At 58.0% G+C, this 15,398-nt stretch carries 14 protein-coding genes; 10 read left to right on the top strand and 4 right to left on the bottom strand.

Annotation, left to right across the window (positions count from 1 at the left end; genetic code table 11):
* Positions 1 to 4: 4 nt before the first annotated feature.
* A complete protein-coding gene (gene serB / locus MWU38_RS14330; RefSeq protein WP_247272466.1) occupies positions 5 to 889 on the bottom strand; it encodes a phosphoserine phosphatase SerB in 885 nt (294 codons plus the stop codon).
* Here serB and miaA point away from each other — a divergent pair.
* The 7 genes from miaA (at position 882) to MWU38_RS14295 (ending at position 8,054) form a co-directional block, all read left to right on the top strand.
* Positions 882 to 1,838 carry a tRNA (adenosine(37)-N6)-dimethylallyltransferase MiaA gene (gene miaA / locus MWU38_RS14325; RefSeq protein ID WP_247272465.1) on the top strand — a complete coding sequence of 319 codons (957 nt, stop codon included), beginning with the start codon at positions 882 to 884 and terminating at the stop codon, positions 1,836 to 1,838. The genes serB and miaA overlap by 8 nt on opposite strands.
* Before the next feature lie 287 nt (positions 1,839 to 2,125).
* Entirely contained in the window at positions 2,126 to 3,883 is a 1,758-nt protein-coding gene (gene ilvB / locus MWU38_RS14320; RefSeq protein WP_348646912.1) for a biosynthetic-type acetolactate synthase large subunit, read from the top strand.
* A 12-nt stretch (positions 3,884 to 3,895) separates the two neighbouring features.
* Positions 3,896 to 4,411, top strand: coding sequence for an acetolactate synthase small subunit (ilvN, locus tag MWU38_RS14315; RefSeq protein ID WP_247272464.1), 516 nt, complete (start codon positions 3,896 to 3,898; stop codon positions 4,409 to 4,411).
* 48 nt (positions 4,412 to 4,459) lie between these two features.
* A complete protein-coding gene (ilvC, locus tag MWU38_RS14310) occupies positions 4,460 to 5,479 on the top strand; it encodes a ketol-acid reductoisomerase (RefSeq protein ID WP_247272463.1) in 1,020 nt (339 codons plus the stop codon).
* Between the two features lie 18 nt (positions 5,480 to 5,497).
* Positions 5,498 to 6,094 carry a DUF4329 domain-containing protein gene (locus MWU38_RS14305; RefSeq protein WP_247272462.1) on the top strand — a complete coding sequence of 199 codons (597 nt, stop codon included), beginning with the start codon at positions 5,498 to 5,500 and terminating at the stop codon, positions 6,092 to 6,094.
* A 221-nt stretch (positions 6,095 to 6,315) separates the two neighbouring features.
* On the top strand, positions 6,316 to 7,473 hold the full coding sequence (locus tag MWU38_RS14300) for an alpha-hydroxy acid oxidase (protein ID WP_247272461.1): 1,158 nt from the start codon (positions 6,316 to 6,318) through the stop codon (positions 7,471 to 7,473).
* Positions 7,474 to 7,556: 83 nt separating this feature from the next.
* Positions 7,557 to 8,054, top strand: coding sequence for an I78 family peptidase inhibitor (locus MWU38_RS14295; protein WP_247272460.1), 498 nt, complete (start codon positions 7,557 to 7,559; stop codon positions 8,052 to 8,054).
* A gap of 67 nt (positions 8,055 to 8,121) precedes the next feature.
* On the opposite strand, the gene MWU38_RS14290 is transcribed toward MWU38_RS14295, so the two are convergent.
* Positions 8,122 to 8,673, bottom strand: a complete 552-nt coding sequence (locus MWU38_RS14290; protein WP_247272459.1) for a YHS domain-containing (seleno)protein — start codon at positions 8,671 to 8,673, stop codon at positions 8,122 to 8,124.
* A gap of 320 nt (positions 8,674 to 8,993) precedes the next feature.
* Here MWU38_RS14290 and leuA point away from each other — a divergent pair, with 320 nt between their 5' ends.
* The gene (gene leuA / locus MWU38_RS14285) at positions 8,994 to 10,673 is read left to right on the top strand and encodes a 2-isopropylmalate synthase (protein WP_247272458.1); all 1,680 of its coding nucleotides are present in this window, start codon (positions 8,994 to 8,996) and stop codon (positions 10,671 to 10,673) included.
* Here the strand turns inward: leuA and MWU38_RS14280 are convergent.
* Positions 10,670 to 12,451 (bottom strand): VWA domain-containing protein, encoded by a 1,782-nt coding sequence (locus MWU38_RS14280; protein WP_247272457.1) that lies wholly within the window; start codon positions 12,449 to 12,451, stop codon positions 10,670 to 10,672. The genes leuA and MWU38_RS14280 overlap by 4 nt on opposite strands.
* A 267-nt stretch (positions 12,452 to 12,718) precedes the next feature.
* Here MWU38_RS14280 and MWU38_RS14275 point away from each other — a divergent pair, with 267 nt between their 5' ends.
* Together MWU38_RS14275 and MWU38_RS14270 are read left to right on the top strand one after the other, a co-directional pair.
* Entirely contained in the window at positions 12,719 to 13,765 is a 1,047-nt protein-coding gene (locus MWU38_RS14275) for an amidohydrolase family protein (RefSeq protein WP_247272456.1), read from the top strand.
* Positions 13,766 to 13,843: 78 nt separating this feature from the next.
* On the top strand, positions 13,844 to 14,821 hold the full coding sequence (locus MWU38_RS14270; protein WP_247272455.1) for a nitronate monooxygenase family protein: 978 nt from the start codon (positions 13,844 to 13,846) through the stop codon (positions 14,819 to 14,821).
* 51 nt (positions 14,822 to 14,872) lie between these two features.
* On the opposite strand, the gene MWU38_RS14265 is transcribed toward MWU38_RS14270, so the two are convergent.
* Positions 14,873 to 15,394, bottom strand: a complete 522-nt coding sequence (locus MWU38_RS14265; RefSeq protein ID WP_348646921.1) for an AHH domain-containing protein — start codon at positions 15,392 to 15,394, stop codon at positions 14,873 to 14,875.
* Positions 15,395 to 15,398 lie beyond the last annotated feature (4 nt).

Raw genomic sequence — 15,398 nt, 5'->3', positions numbered from 1 at the left:
AGCGTTAGCTACCGATCCATTCCTCCTTCGGAATACCCAGCAACGAAAGAATAACCGTGAGATCACCCCGATCCACGCGCCCGTTTGCCATTTCGCGCGCCTTGGGCTTGGCCCTATACGCAAAGCCGTAGTCCGCCGCTTCAAGCATGGGAATGTCATTGGCCCCATCCCCGCTCCCCAGAATGCGAGCGCCCTCTCCCAATTTGGCCGCTTCCTCGCGTAACGTGGCCAGCTTGGTGCTGGCATCCGAAATCGGCCCATCGAGACGCCCGGTCAGCTTGCCCTGCGCAACGCCCAGACGGTTGCCCACCACACGGTCGAACCCGAGCCAGTCGGCAACTTCGTCGGCGAAATGGTGAAAACCGCCAGTAACAAGGACCGTTCGCGCGCCTTTGGCTTTGAGCGTTTGCGTCAACACTCTGGCTCCTGGCGTCGGGCTAATTCGTTCAGAAAGACAGCGGTCAATCGCGCCTTCTTCCAGCCCTTCGAGCAGCCCTACTCGCTCCAAAAGCGCCCTCTCAAAATCGAGCTCACCTTGCATGGCGCGTTCGGTGATCTCGGAGATTTGCTCCTTAAGTCCTGCAAAATCGGCCAACTCGTCGATACATTCCTGACCGATCATGGTCGAATCCATGTCGGAGACGAAAAGTCGGGGAACCTCGATCTCGGCCTCGCTGACCAGACAGTCACACGGGCCAATGTGCGCATCGATCGCATCAAGAAGCTGCGCCGCTGTCCCGCCCATAAGGCGCAATTCCCACACTGCCCCCAATTCGGGCAGCGCGCCGATGGACTGAAGTTCCATACCTGCCGCAACCAAAGCCTCGCTTAACGTGCGAAGACGTGTTTCCCAATCCGGCTGGTCTGCTATCAGACGGGCGATGAGCACAAAAATATCTCCTGAAAGTACAAGCGAAGCGCCGCCAGTGGCGCTCATTGCAGGGCCGACCGCAAGCGGCAAGAGCGCAGTTGCGCTCAAGCTGGTCGAGGCTCTGGAAAAGGAAGGCCGCAAGGGCGTTATCATCAACGCCGACAGCATGCAGGTTTATCGCGACATTCCGGTGCTCGCCGCTTCGCCAAGTAAAGAAGAACGCGAACAAGCCGACCACAGGCTCTATGGTGCATGGGACGCGGGCCAGGTGTGTTCTGCCGCCGACTGGGCTGCACGGGCGCGCGATGAGATTGCCTCGGTGCATGCGGATGGCGGGGTGCCGATCCTTGTTGGCGGCACGGGCATGTATCTTAAAGTCCTGATCGAAGGGATCGCCCCCATCCCGGCGATTGAGCCCGAAGTGCGCGAGGTCGTGCGCGCGATGGAGACAGGCGATGCCTACAGAGCACTTGAGATCGAGGACCCGGTCCGTGCCAGCGAACTGGAGCCTACCGACAGCCAACGCATCGCCCGAGCGCTTGAGGTGAAACGTTCTACCGGCGTCACGCTAGGCGATTGGCAGCAGGCAAAGACCGGCGGGATCGGTGAGGAAATCACGCTCCACCCTCTTGTTATGATGCCGCCACGCCAATGGGTTTACGAACGCTGCGATGCGCGCTTTGGACAGATGCTCGAAGACGGGGCGATTGAAGAAGTGAAAGCGCTTCTTGCGCGCGATTTGGACCCCGACCTTCCGGCCATGCGGGCCATTGGTGTGCGTGAGATTGCGGCGCTGGTTCGGGGGGAAATCTCCAAAGAAGAAGCGATTGCCGTAGGCTCCACCGCGACGCGCCAATATGCCAAACGCCAGTTTACCTGGTTGCGTAATCAGAGCCCGGAAGATTGGACCAGAGATGAGTCCAAAAGTATCGATATTGCGTCGGCTTTTGTTTCTTTATTACAATAATAAGGGTTGACCAATTACATTCTATCGCTTAGCGACGCGCAGCATGAGGCCACGCAAGGGTTGGTTCTCATGGCAATTCCCGTTAGAACACGGGCAGCGTCGAGATGGTTTGACCGGAAAGTTTGAGACAGGATTATCGATCATGGCAGTTGTACTAATCGTGGGACAATCGGGCTGATCGGGATCTAATCGAGGATGACCTGACCGGCCCGCTGCGAATACGCACTGGGCCGTTTTTCTTTGGGGGCCTTTTTATAAAAGGTCACCGACACTTGGGAGTAAGACACGTGGGACAGCGCTCTGGAGCGGCCCTTTTGATGGAATGCCTGGTCGACCAAGGGGTCGAATATGTCTTCGGCTATCCCGGAGGCGCGGTGCTGCCCATCTATGACGAACTCTTTGGCGATGAACGCATTCGCCACGTTCTTGTCCGGCACGAAGCAGGCGCCGCGCACGCTGCCGAAGGATATGCGCGCGCAACGGGCAAGCCGGGCGTGGTTCTGGTCACCTCTGGTCCGGGTGCGACCAACGCCGTTACCGGCATTGCCGATGCGTGGATGGATTCGATCCCCATGGTGGTCATCACCGGGCAGGTCCCCTCCACCCTGATCGGCACTGACGCCTTTCAGGAGGCGGACACCGTTGGCATTACCCGCCACTGTACCAAGCACAATTACCTTGTGAAGGACCCGGCCGAGCTGGTGGCAACTCTTGAAGAGGCTTTCCGCATTGCCACCACCGGACGCCCCGGCCCCGTTGTCGTCGATATCCCCAAAGACGTGCAGATCGCTGTGCCTTCTGAAAGCCGCGCCTATGTCGCGCATCACGGCTCGCACCGCTACGCCCCGCAAATGGTCGCCCCGGCCGAACAGATCGCCGAAGCGATCGAGTTGATAGCAAACGCCGATGCGCCGATTTTCTACACCGGTGGCGGCGTCATCAATTCAGGTCCGCGCGCAAGCGAACTTTTGCGCCAGTTTCAGGATATGACCGGCGCGCCAACGACTTCGACGCTTATGGGCCTCGGCTGCTTTCCCAACACCCATCCCGATTGGTTGGGGATGCTGGGGATGCACGGCACTTATGAAGCCAATATGGCAATGAACAAATGCGATGTGATGATTTGCATCGGCGCGCGCTTTGATGACCGTGTTACGGGTCGCCTCGATGCGTTCAGTCCGGGATCGACGAAGATTCACATCGATATCGATCGCTCTTCAATCAACAAGACGGTTCCCGTTGATCTTGGCATTGTCGGCGACTGCGCGACTGTGCTGGAACAACTCATCACCGCCTGGGGTGACCGATCTGCGCGTGATCTTGGCGAATGGAAGGCGCGCATTGCCGGATGGCGCGCGCGTGAATGTCTCGCCTATCCGGAAACATCGCGCAAGAACCCCGAAGCGATCATGCCGCAAAAGGCGGTCGAGCGGCTTTATGCCCTCACCCACGAAAAATCGCCGATCATCACCACCGAAGTGGGACAGCACCAGATGTGGGCGGCGCAATATTTCGGTTTTGACAAGCCCAACAAATGGCTCACCTCGGGCGGGCTTGGGACAATGGGTTACGGCCTTCCCGCTGCCATCGGAGCGCAATTGGGCAACCCTGACGACCTCGTCATCGACATCGCTGGTGAAGCGTCCATTCAGATGAATATTCAGGAGCTTGGAACGGCATCCCAATACCGTCTCCCGGTCAAGATTTTCATCCTGAACAATGAATATATGGGCATGGTCCGCCAGTGGCAGGAACTGACCTATGAGAGCCGTTATTCAAACAGCTATTCCGACAGCCTGCCCGACTTTGTCGCGCTCGCCGAAGCCTATGGCTGGAAGGGTATCCGCATCACTGACGGCGCGGACCTTGATGCCGGCATCCAGGCGATGATCGACCACGATGGTCCGGTGATCGTCGATTGCTGCGTTGCCAAAGACGCCAACTGCTTCCCGATGATCCCGTCGGGCGCGGCACACACCGATATGCTGCTTTACGGCGATCAGGTCGAAGGCACGATGGACGACGAAGCCAAGGCTCTGGTGTAGGAAAACGCTCTCATGAAAATCAAGAACGCACAGAGCGAACGCCATGTTCTGACCATCACGGTCGACAATGAGCCGGGTATTCTTGCCAAGATCACCGGCCTCTTCACCGCGCGCGGCTACAACATCGATAGCCTCACGGTGGCTGATATTTCGGATGATCACGCGATCAGCCGCATCACCGTTGTCACCAATGGCCCGCCGGAGGTGATTGACCAGATCGAGGCGCAGTTGGAGCGTTTGGTTCCGGTCCACAAGGTCACCGACCTCACGCAGGCAGGCCCGCATGTGGAGCGCGAACTTGCTCTTATTAAAGTGGCGGGCACTGGCGAAAAACGGGTCGAGGCCCTTCGCGTTGCCGAAATTTTCCGCGCCAATGTGGTGGACACGACCACCGAAAGCTTCGCTTTCGAGCTAACCGGCGCGCCCGATAAAATCGACAGCTTCATCGCGCTGATGCGCGGGCTCGGCCTTGTATCAGTCGGGCGCTCTGGCGTGGTCGGCATGATGCGCGGCGCTGACGACAGCTAACCCAACACAGAAATTCACCATTCAAGCGAACAATCAAAGGGAACACCCATGAAAGTCTATTACGACGCCGACGCGGATCTTGGCCTCGTCAAATCGAAGAAAGTCGCCGTGCTTGGCTATGGCTCGCAAGGCCATGCCCACGCGCAGAACCTGCGCGACAGCGGTGTTGCCGAGGTGGCGATTGCCCTTCGCGAAGGTTCCGCGACCGCAAAGAAGGCGGAAGATGCAGGCTTCAAGGTGCTTTCCAACAAGGAAGCGGCCGAGTGGGCGGATATCCTGATGATCCTCGCACCTGACGAGCATCAGGCCGCGATCTACGCCGACGACATTCACGGGCGCATGAAGCCGGGCAGCGCGCTTGCCTTTGCCCACGGTCTTAATGTTCACTTTGGCCTGATCGAGGCGCAAGAAGACATCGACGTCATTATGATCGCGCCAAAAGGCCCAGGCCACACCGTGCGCAGCGAATACCAGCGTGGCGGCGGCGTGCCTTGCCTGATCGCGGTCCATCAGGATGCAAGCGGTTCTGCGAAAGACGTCGCACTCTCCTACGCTTCAGGTGTTGGCGGTGGCCGGTCCGGCATCATCGAAACAAACTTCCGCGAAGAGTGCGAAACCGACCTTTTCGGTGAGCAAGCCGTTCTGTGCGGCGGGATCACCCACCTCATTCAGGCTGGCTTCGAAACGCTGACCGAAGCAGGCTACGCGCCAGAAATGGCCTACTTTGAGTGTCTCCACGAGACCAAGCTCATCGTTGACCTCCTCTATGAAGGCGGCATTGCCAACATGCGCTATTCGATTTCGAACACCGCGGAATATGGCGACATCACCACCGGCCCGCGCATCATTACCGAGGAAACCAAGAAGGAAATGAAGCGCGTCCTCGACGACATCCAGTCGGGTCGCTTTGTCAAAGACTTCGTTCTCGACAACCGCGCTGGTCAGCCTGAGCTCAAAGCCGCTCGCAAGCGTGCCGAAGCCCATCCGATCGAGAAAACCGGCGCAGAGCTTCGTGCGATGATGCCTTGGATTTCGGCCAACAAGCTGGTCGACAAATCAAAGAACTAAAGGCTACGGGTGGTGGGCATGACCGTGTCCACCACCCGCATCCTTTATACCCTTTGTGCGATCGCCTTCGTGGTGATCCTGATACGCGCCTATGCCAATGTGAAAGGCCCAGAGGCGCTTCAAGCGACCTTGTCGCAAACGGAGGTCGAAGCTTTTGCCAAGACCCAATTGAACGCGGTGCAATCGCGAAGTTTTGACGAGAATATAGAGCTTTGCGGCATTATCTTCGAAAGCTCCGATGCCACGCTTGGCATGGGGCGAAAGACCGGCGGCTCAGAGGCGACCTGCGATCTCATCTACTATGATGAACCCGGCATGGTCCCGGTTGCCAGCTTCCACACCCATGGCAGCTACAGCAGCGAATATGACAGCGAAGTGCCGTCCATCACCGATATTCAAAGCGACATGGCGAGCGGCATTGACGGCTATGTGGCAACCCCCGGTGGCCGGTTCTGGCATATCGATCACGAAACCGGGACCGCCCACCTCGTTTGCGGTGAGGGGTGCCTGATGCAAGACCCGAGTTACCAATCCTGCTCATCGGACCGGATCGAGAACAGCTACAGCATCGAAAGTCTTGCCGCGCGGCTCGGCAAGTTCGACACACGCTGCTGAACTTAAAGGTGTTTGCAAAAAGAGTGTGACTGAAGGTTCATCGGAGGAAATGGCCTCCAGCCACACTCAAACGCGCGCCCGTCGGGCAGCAGGCGCACAAGCCGTCGCTGCACATCTGTTGTTCGTCGGTTCTCGCAAAAAAGTGACAGCTTCGGTCACGCAAAATTTCACGAGACCGCCGCACTCGACAATAAAGCGCTGATCAGCCAAGGGCTAACGGTATGAAGCTCAGTGATTGTCACAAGATCGACGATTTCAGGAAACTCGCCAAAGCGCGCCTGCCCTTCCCCGTGTTCGACTATATCGACGGGGCGGCCGATGACGAGCTGACCAAGGCGCGCAATACGCGCAGCTATGATAGCGTTGATCTCGTGCCTGATGTGCTTGCCGGGGTGGAGGAAATCGACACCTCGTGCACCATTCTTGGCCGCAAGAGTGCCCTTCCCCTTCTGCTTTCACCCACCGCCGTTCAGCGTGCTTTCCATTGGCAGGGGGAAACCGCTGTCGCGAAGGCAGCGGAACAATTCGGCCTGTGGTTTGGCATATCCAGCCTTGCGACCCGCTCGATCGAAGAGATTGCGCAGCTCACCAGCGGCCCGAAGATGTTCCAGCTCTATGTCCACAAGGACGCTGGCCTAAACACCCACATGATCGAGCGGTGTCAGGCGGCAAAGTTCGACTGCATCGCCTTAACGGTGGATACCATCGTCTCTGGCAAGCGCGAACGGTGTTTGAGGAGCGGCTTTACCACCCCGCCCCGCTTCACGCCTGCAAGCATATGGAGTTATGCCACACGCCCACGCTGGACACTCGATTATGTCTTGCGCGAAAAATTCCGTCTCCCCAATCTCGACACGCACGTCGCCGAAGGGTCGAGCAAGGCGTTGAGTATCGCAGACTATTTCAACACCATGCTCGACACATCGATGACATGGGACACTGCTGCGCAGATCCGCGAGCAATGGGGAGGAACCTTCGTTCTCAAAGGTGTGATGAGCGTCGCCGATGCGCGCCGCGCGGTGGATATGGGCGCCGATGGGATTATGATTTCCAATCACGGCGGTCGCCAATTGGACGGGAGCCGCGCGCCTTTCGATCAATTGGAAGAGATTGTCCAGGCAGTCGGCGGCGAGATCGAGATCATCTGTGATGGCGGCGTGCGGCGTGGAACACATGCTTTGAAAGCACTGTGCATGGGAGCCAATGCAGCATCGGGCGGCAGGCTTTACCTTTACGCGCTTGCAGCGGCGGGGCAGGACGGAGTGACACGGGCCTTGTCCATCCTGAAGGATGAAATAGAGCGCGGGATGAAGCTTATGGGGGTGACCAATGTGGAGCAGCTTACCAAGGATCGCTTGCGCAGCCGCCCCGTGTGTTGACCGTGCAAATTCCCCAGCGTCATAAAACTGCAACGGTGAGCGCCTTTTGACAGGCATCACAAGGGATCAAACGAGTGACTGCCATGAAAAGATTCGCGTGTCTTCTGGTAACGCCATTGGCGCTAACCTTAATCGCCTGCGGCAGCGAACCTGCGGGCGGAAGTGAAACCGCTGAAGATTTTGCAGCACGCATCAACGGCGGCGGGACCAATGCATCGGCGGCGCCCGCTGCGACCGGGCAAGCAGCGACGCCGGCACAAGCCGGAGGGCAAGTTGTTCAACCAGTCCAACTCGCCCCTCCAACGGTTTCAAAACCTCTGCCGGGTGCTGCGCCGGGTGCTTATGTCCCTGGCACTCTCACCGACCCCAACAGCGCAACCTGTGGCGCAAACCTGATGGGTGGTTACATCGGAAAAGAGGCTGATCTTGCGACAAAATCGGCGATCAAGATGGCGGCAAGCGGGGCGAGCGAGGTGCGCTTTGTCCAACCGGGGCAAACGATCACTCCTGACCCCACAAGCCCTCGCCTTAGCATTATGATCGACAATCTCGGCATCATTCGCGACGCGCGCTGCGGCTAATCCTGTGTTTCAATGGCCAGAGCCCCTGCGCACCTCTTGGAGGCAGGGGCCTTGCCGGCGCGGATGATCAACCTTTGAAGTGTTCATCGGGCGCATGGGTGCGATAGTTCTCATCGCCGCTTTCGATGAAGCCGGGAATGTCCTTTTCCCAGCGCGCCTGAACATCCTCATCGTAATTCAGATAGAGCGTGCCATCGACGATCTCGTACACCTGCGGGTCGCCCGGTGCGAGCGCATTGTTGGCCCCAATTGCCCACGCGCAATAGCCACCATATGCAGGTGCATACTTCGCAGGGTCTTCGATAAAGGCTTGCGCGTTCCCTTCGCTGGCGAAACGATAGTCAAACCCTAGATAGCGTACGGTAAATTCTCTCGTCCCTTCCACAGGCGCTGCGTCGCCGGTGAAGTAACTCACCACATCATAGCCCGAAACAGCAAGCGTATCACCGCGGCGCTGGGTGTGGATGGGGCCCGAATTTTCGCCGCCGAGGTCTGCAAAAAGGTCAGCGCCCTTGGGCGCCTGCGTTTGCGCACTATCGCTCTCAACGGTGCTTTCGGCTGGGGCGTTGCACGCGGCGATGCCGGCCATCAGGGCAAGGGCGATGAATGACGGTTTCACAGGAATAACCCTCCTCCTCGGAACTTCCTTCGCCGGGTCACTCACCATTTCGCGCCAGCGCCCTGGCAGGTTACACAAGAACCCAAAAGAGCCCAAAAATGAACAAATTTTGCGTCTTTCCGCACTCACCTGCTTGCACTTCGCAGTTAAATCGGCAAAGACTTTTCGCAATGGTTATCAGCACAGGCCTTCTCCTACGACTTATCCGCCCTTGGGCGGCGTAGGGCTTTTGCGCTTGGAAGACGGCGCGGCCCACCGCTCAAGGGTCCAGCCAAGCTCCTCCTCTAAAAGTTCAAGACAAAAGCGAACAGCGATCCGCCATGCTGAAAAATCCTTCCACCAAATACCGTCCTTTCCCGCAGATTGATCTGCCCAACCGCCAATGGCCCGGCCAAGTCATTGATAAGGCCCCGCGTTGGCTCTCAACCGATCTTCGCGACGGCAACCAGTCGATCATCGACCCCATGGACGCTGTTAAAAAACGCCGCTTCTTCGATCTTCTGATCGAGGTGGGTGTCAAAGAAATCGAGGTGGGCTTCCCCAGCGCTGGCGCTACTGAATTCGACTTCATCTCCGGCCTTGTTCAATCCGATGCTGTGCCTGAAGATGTGATCGTTCAGGTCCTCACACAAAGCCGCGAAGACCTTATCCGGACTTCGTTCGAATCCTTGCGCGGCGCGCGCGCGGCGATTGTCCACCTCTACAACGCAGTAAGCCCGGCATGGCGCGATATCGTGTTCCGCATGAGCAAAGATGAAGTGCGCGAGATTGCCATGACCGGCGCCAAGGTCATGCGCGATTGCGCCGCTGAACAGCCTGATACGGACTGGCATTTCCAATACTCGCCAGAGACCTTCTCAACAGCTGAGATCGACTTCTCTATCGAGGTATGTGCAGCGGTGATGGACGTTCTTCAACCGACGCCTGAAAAGCCGATCATCCTAAATCTGCCGGCAACGGTGGAGGCGGCGACACCCAATATCTACGCCGATCAGATCGAATATTTCTGCAAACACCTGCCGAACCGCGAAAGCGCGGTAATCTCGCTCCACACCCATAACGACCGGGGCACGGGCGTTGCAGCAGCCGAACTTGGCCTTATGGCGGGCGCCGACCGTGTCGAGGGATGCCTGTTCGGCAATGGTGAGCGCACCGGCAATTGCTGCCTTGTTACAATGGCCCTCAACATGTACACGCAAGGCGTTGATCCCGAACTCGATTTCTCGGACATCGACCGTGTGATCGAGACGGTTGAATATTGCAACGATCTGCCGGTCCATCAGCGCCACCCCTACGGAGGCGAGCTTGTTTACACCGCTTTTTCCGGTAGCCATCAGGACGCGATCAAGAAAGGCTTTGAGGCACACAGCGCGCAGAACGACGAATTGTGGCGCGTGCCTTACCTCCCCATCGACCCTGCGGACCTGGGTCGCGATTACGAGGCGGTTATCCGCGTCAATTCGCAAAGCGGCAAAGGCGGTTTTGCATGGGTGTTGGAGCAGGATCAGGGCCTTAAACTGCCCAAGAAGATGCAAGCCGACTTCTCTCGCCGTGTCCAGGCCGTGGCGGATCAACTTGGCCGCGAACTCAACGCGGCGGACATCTGGGACGCCTTCAAGGCCGCCTATCATGTCCAGACAACCGACAAGAAATTCCAGCTGGTCGATTATGAGGAAAGCCGCGGAAGCGATGGCACGCGCATATTCGTTGGCAAGATCGCGGTCGATGGTGGTGAGCAAAGCGTCTCTGGACGTGGCAATGGTCTGATCTCAAGCGTGGTTTCAACCCTCGAAGAGGCCTTCGACCTTGATCTCAAGGTTCTGGACTACACCGAGCATGCGCTTGGCACGGGGCGCGATGCAAAAGCGGCGGCCTATCTGATGTGCCAATCCGGCGACCGGGTGATCTGGGGCTGCGGCATCGACGAGGACGTTGCAACGGCGAGCGTGCGCGCGGTGCTGAGCGCTGCCAATTCAGCGGTCGGCGGCGAGATGCCTTAGGTGTCAGTCCTGCGCTTCAGCAGGATCATTGTGCCGTCGAGCGCATTGCGCAGCCGCAAGGTGTCGCCATTGAGGCGATAGTGAAACACCAGCTTGGTTCCCTCGATATAAAGCTGCTTTTCATTGATCTGATAGCTTTGCCAGATATTCTCGCCTCTATCGCGGCCCGAATTGCGTTCAGTGATGAACTCCATGTCGGCACTGATCTCGACAAAGTCCCCGCGCGAAATATCGGAAACGCCCGCGTATCGGCGCACTTCCCAATCACCGACGACCTGGCCTAGCCGCGCCTGGAGGGCGCAGGTTTTGCAATCGAGAATTCGCATCGAGGTCTCGTTCAAACCGTCGACCAGGGCAATTTCGCTCTCAAGCCCTGAAAGCCCGGATGCGTTCATCCGCTCGGACAATGCGGCAAAGCTCGCCTGCGCAGCCTTTGCATCGCCGGTTTGCTGATAGGCGGTGAGCCCTGCGTTCATCACTTCATATTGCTCGACCAGCATTTGCGCCATGCGAAGGGGTGCGGGCGGATTGGCGTCAAGCGCTGCAACCTGCGCCGTGTCTTCGCCACGCCCGCCGGTTAGCGTGTCGGTGTAAGTGATCGCGACTAGCCCGGGAGCATCAAAATCGCCCTCGCCCGTCATACTCGCATAAATGCCCCCTCCATTTGAGGAGAGAAACGCGCTGCCAATACTGGCTGTTACGCTTCCGTTGGCCCCGCGCGAGTCAATGTTTTCAGGCACGCCGTACACATTCGCAATGCGAAACCCTTTTGCTGGTGTGATCGTGATGGCGACATCCCTTGCGACCTCGCCATTCACCATATTGCGGAACTCTTTCTCGAACAGCTCGCCTGCCCCACCCTCCTTGGCGACAAAGAAAAGGTTGCCGCCTTTGACCGAGGATATTTTGCTCGCGAGCCTCCCGTCGAAAATCCGCCCGACACCGATAGAGGTAAGTCCGATGCCCGCCTCTGCCCCGGTATTTGCCTGACCCATAAAGCCATCGGCAGAGGTATCGCCAACATTGGCGTTTTCATCTGAGAAGAGGATCAGGCGCGTCGTGCCATTGCTATGCTCAAGCTCCTCGCGAGCGGTCGCATAGCCGAGTTTCATACCCGCTTCCATGTAAGTGGAGCCGTCGATCGTGATCGCATCAATCGCTTGCGCGATGGCATCCTTATTGCCCTCAACATCCATGACCGGCAGATGCACGCGCGTGTCGGAGCCGTAGATCACGATACCAAAGCGATCCTTTCCGCCCATGAGCTTAAGCGCTGCGCGCAGACCTTCTTTCACCCGCTCAATCGGCTGTCCACTCATCGAACCTGAGCGATCAACCACGGCGATCAAGCTCACTGGGCGCTGGCGATAGGCCTCTGGATCGACGCCGGTTTCAAAGCCAAGCCCGACAAAGACGCTCGCATCGGGCTCCGAAGTGAGATCGGCGGCGATCGCCTGCGCATTGATGCAAAACAGCTGCTCGCAGCCGCCTTTCCCTGGCAAGGAAAGGTCATGCTCCCCCAAAAGCCCTTCAAGGGTCAGGCTTGCAGGGCTCGGCAGGGTTTCTGCGTCTTCAACCGATATTGAGCGGAAGTGCTTTATATCCTGCGCGCCGCCCTGACGCATGGTGGCTGTGACGATGATGGTACTATGGGCATCTTCATCATCCTCGACGACAGCGGCTCCGCTATCCTGCGCAAGCGCGCCGCCTCCCATCATCAAGCAGGCCAATGCGCTTCCGGTTGATAAAAAGGTTGCAGGATTGGGCAGGAAACGCATGGCGACACTCTCCGATTGGTTTGGTGTTTTCAGAATGCAGCAAAAAAGCGGAAAGTCAAATTTACGTTACGGAAAACGGCTACTTACGCCATATTTGAGCATTGAACCCGGTTTCTGAATGAGACCCGTTGCACCCTGCTTCAGTCGCCCATGCCATTGCTATTTGCACGCGCCCCGTTTCTTCGTAAACCTGACGGTTGAGAGCCACACCGCGCAGCGCGCCAAAGCGCCCGACGGATCGTGAGACAATGATGAGGGGAAAGACACATGACCGAAACCATCCTAGAGCCCGATCTGCCGATCATCGATCCCCACCACCATTTGTGGGATCTGAGCGCGATGGTGCCGATGTTTCCCGAGCCCTATCACCCCTTTATCGAGACGCTTCTGCCCGTCGGCCTCTACACCTTTGACCAGTTCAATGCAGAAGTTTCAGGAAGCGGTCACAACATTGTCGGCACGGTCTTTATGGAGTGCGGCGCATTCTACAACGCGGCCTATGGTGAGGCATTGAAAACCGTTGGCGAGGTTGAGTTTGTGAACGGCGTTGCCGCGCAAAGCGCAAGTGGCCTTTATGGCAATTCGCGGTTGTGTGCAGGTATCGTGGGACACGCAGATCTCATGCTGGGAAGCGCAGCTGGTGATGTCCTCGACGCGCTGCAATCGGCCGCACCCGCGCGCTTTCGCGGCATACGCCACCAGGGCGCATGGGATGCCGACCTTGAGGTGCTTGGTCCGCCGTTTCATGCTCCAGCTGGGCTTTATCAAGAGGCAAAGTTTCGCGAAGGGTTCGCCGAGCTTGGCAAACGGGGCATGACTTTTGATGCCTGGGTGCTCGAACCGCAAATCAAGGATGTGATCGAACTCGCTCGAGCATTCCCCGATCAACCGATCTGCCTCGATCACTGCGGCACGCCGCTTGGGATTGCGAGTTACAAGGGGCGCCTTGAAGAACGCTTTGAAACATGGCGGGCCGACATTCAGGAGCTTGCCAAATGCGAGAATGTGGTGGTCAAATTGGGCGGTCTTGCGATGGCGTTTTGTGCCCTCCCCGACAAAGGCCCTGCCGCTGGCATGAGCTCAGAACAGCTCGCGCCAATGTGGCAGCCTTATATCCAAACCTGCATTGAGGCCTTTGGACCAAAGCGCGCGATGTTCGAAAGCAATTACCCTGTCGACCGTTGGGGCGCAGGTTATGGCGTGCTGTGGAACACCTTCAAACGCCTGACACAAGGTGCGAGCGACGAGGAAAAGGCTGCGCTCTTCGCCGGGAACGCAGCGCGTTTTTATGGATTGAAAGACCTGCTTGACTGAAGATTGCTGCTTGAGAATGCTTGTCTGATTGCAAAAAGCAACTTAACGCGGCCTGCCGGAATTATTGGAGAGAATTGCATGTCCCTGCCCGCCCCTTTTGATCGCCTTCGCTTGCCACTGATCGGTTCGCCTCTGTTCATCGTGTCGGGCCCGGAGCTTGTGATCGCGCAATGCAAGGCAGGGATTATCGGCAGCTTTCCGGCCCTGAACGCGCGCCCGCAAACCCTGCTCGATGAATGGCTACACCAGATCACGGAAGAACTGGCCAAGCACAATCGCGAAAACCCTGACCGGCCCGCTGCACCCTTCGCCGTCAACCAGATCGTTCACAAGTCGAACGACCGGGTGATGGAAGACATGAAAACCTGCGAGAAATGGCAAGTGCCGATGGTCATCACCTCGCTGGGTGCGCGCACCGAGATTTTTGATGCGGTGCGCAACTGGGGCGGCATCACCATGCACGATGTCATCAACAACCGCTTTGCCAACAAGGCAATCGAGAAAGGCGCAGATGGCCTCATTCCGGTGGCAGCTGGTGCTGGTGGCCACGCTGGCACGCAATCACCCTTCGCGCTTGTTCGCGAGATTCGCGAGTGGTTCAACGGGCTCATCGCGCTTTCGGGCTCGATCGGACACGGCGCCTCAATTCTGGCGGCGCAGTCGCTGGGCGCGGACTTCGGCTATTGCGGAAGCGCCTTTATCGCCACCGAAGAGGCCAATGCAGATCAAGGCTACAAGCAAGGCATCGTCGATGGGTCTGCCGAGGGCATCGTCTATTCCAATCTCTTCACCGGCGTTCACGGCAATTATCTGCGCTCCTCGGTCGAGAATGCAGGTCTCGACCCTGACAACCTTCCGGAAAGCGACCCTTCAAAAATGAACTTTGGTTCCGGCGGCAACACGAAGGCCAAGGCCTGGAAGGACATCTGGGGTTCGGGCCAGGGCATCGGCGCGGTCAAATCGGTTGGCACCGTTGAGGACATGGTTGCCCGGTTCGAGCGCGAATATCACGAAGCGCGCGCGCGTATGCTCGATGTATCGAACTACAATACCTAGACGCAATTGGCGCAAGCCGCCGAATAATTGCAGCACGGCCCAGCGGCAGCGTCAGGTCGATTTCCAGATTTGTTCGGCCATCGCGTCGAGCGTTGAGAAATCGAAACCGGTTCCCAGCGGATCTTTGCGGTTGAGCACAAAGCCCTTCTTTTCGGCGATCAGCCGCAATCGAAGCGCCCTTTGCAAAAGCCGCATCCGTTCAAGCGCTTCTTGCCGGGCGGTATCGGGGTCCTTGCGCTGCACCTGCTCCCATCGGCTCTCTATCGTGCCGACACGCTCGATTACGAGTTCGTTGTAAACGGGGTGAGGCCCGCGGTGCAGCGGCAGACCTGAGTGAATCGACGCCTGCTCTGTCGATGGCAGAAGGAGGCCGTTGAAACGAAAATCGTCAAAGCCGACCCTCACCCGCCCGATGCTGTTAAACATGCGGCCAAAGTACCGTTTGCCAAGGAGTTGTTTGGGAAGCAGATGGTGCCGCTGAAGACCCGGATCATAGCGCGGGGTGCCGCTCCGGTTAACTGACTGGAATGTAATTTTCGTCCGGGTAGCATAAAAGGGCCGCGTACCCTGCACTGTC

The organism is Qipengyuania sp. S6317L1 (assembly GCF_023015615.1).
In the GTDB taxonomy this organism is placed as follows: domain Bacteria; phylum Pseudomonadota; class Alphaproteobacteria; order Sphingomonadales; family Sphingomonadaceae; genus Erythrobacter.
This window is presented reverse-complemented; position numbering and strand designations above follow the sequence as displayed.

Excerpts from the sequence above, each read along its gene's own strand:
- MWU38_RS14305 (WP_247272462.1), top strand. The coding sequence starts at position 5,498 with ATGACCGTGTCCACCACCCGCATCCTTTATACCCTTTGTGCGATCGCC.
- MWU38_RS14275 (WP_247272456.1), top strand. The coding sequence starts at position 12,719 with ATGACCGAAACCATCCTAGAGCCCGATCTGCCGATCATCGATCCCCAC.
- miaA (WP_247272465.1), top strand. The coding sequence starts at position 882 with ATGAGCACAAAAATATCTCCTGAAAGTACAAGCGAAGCGCCGCCAGTG.
- MWU38_RS14300 (WP_247272461.1), top strand. The coding sequence starts at position 6,316 with ATGAAGCTCAGTGATTGTCACAAGATCGACGATTTCAGGAAACTCGCC.
- MWU38_RS14270 (WP_247272455.1), top strand. The coding sequence starts at position 13,844 with ATGTCCCTGCCCGCCCCTTTTGATCGCCTTCGCTTGCCACTGATCGGT.
- MWU38_RS14280 (WP_247272457.1), bottom strand. The coding sequence starts at position 12,451 with ATGCGTTTCCTGCCCAATCCTGCAACCTTTTTATCAACCGGAAGCGCA.
- ilvC (WP_247272463.1), top strand. The coding sequence starts at position 4,460 with ATGAAAGTCTATTACGACGCCGACGCGGATCTTGGCCTCGTCAAATCG.
- ilvN (WP_247272464.1), top strand. The coding sequence starts at position 3,896 with ATGAAAATCAAGAACGCACAGAGCGAACGCCATGTTCTGACCATCACG.
- leuA (WP_247272458.1), top strand. The coding sequence starts at position 8,994 with ATGCTGAAAAATCCTTCCACCAAATACCGTCCTTTCCCGCAGATTGAT.
- MWU38_RS14295 (WP_247272460.1), top strand. The coding sequence starts at position 7,557 with ATGAAAAGATTCGCGTGTCTTCTGGTAACGCCATTGGCGCTAACCTTA.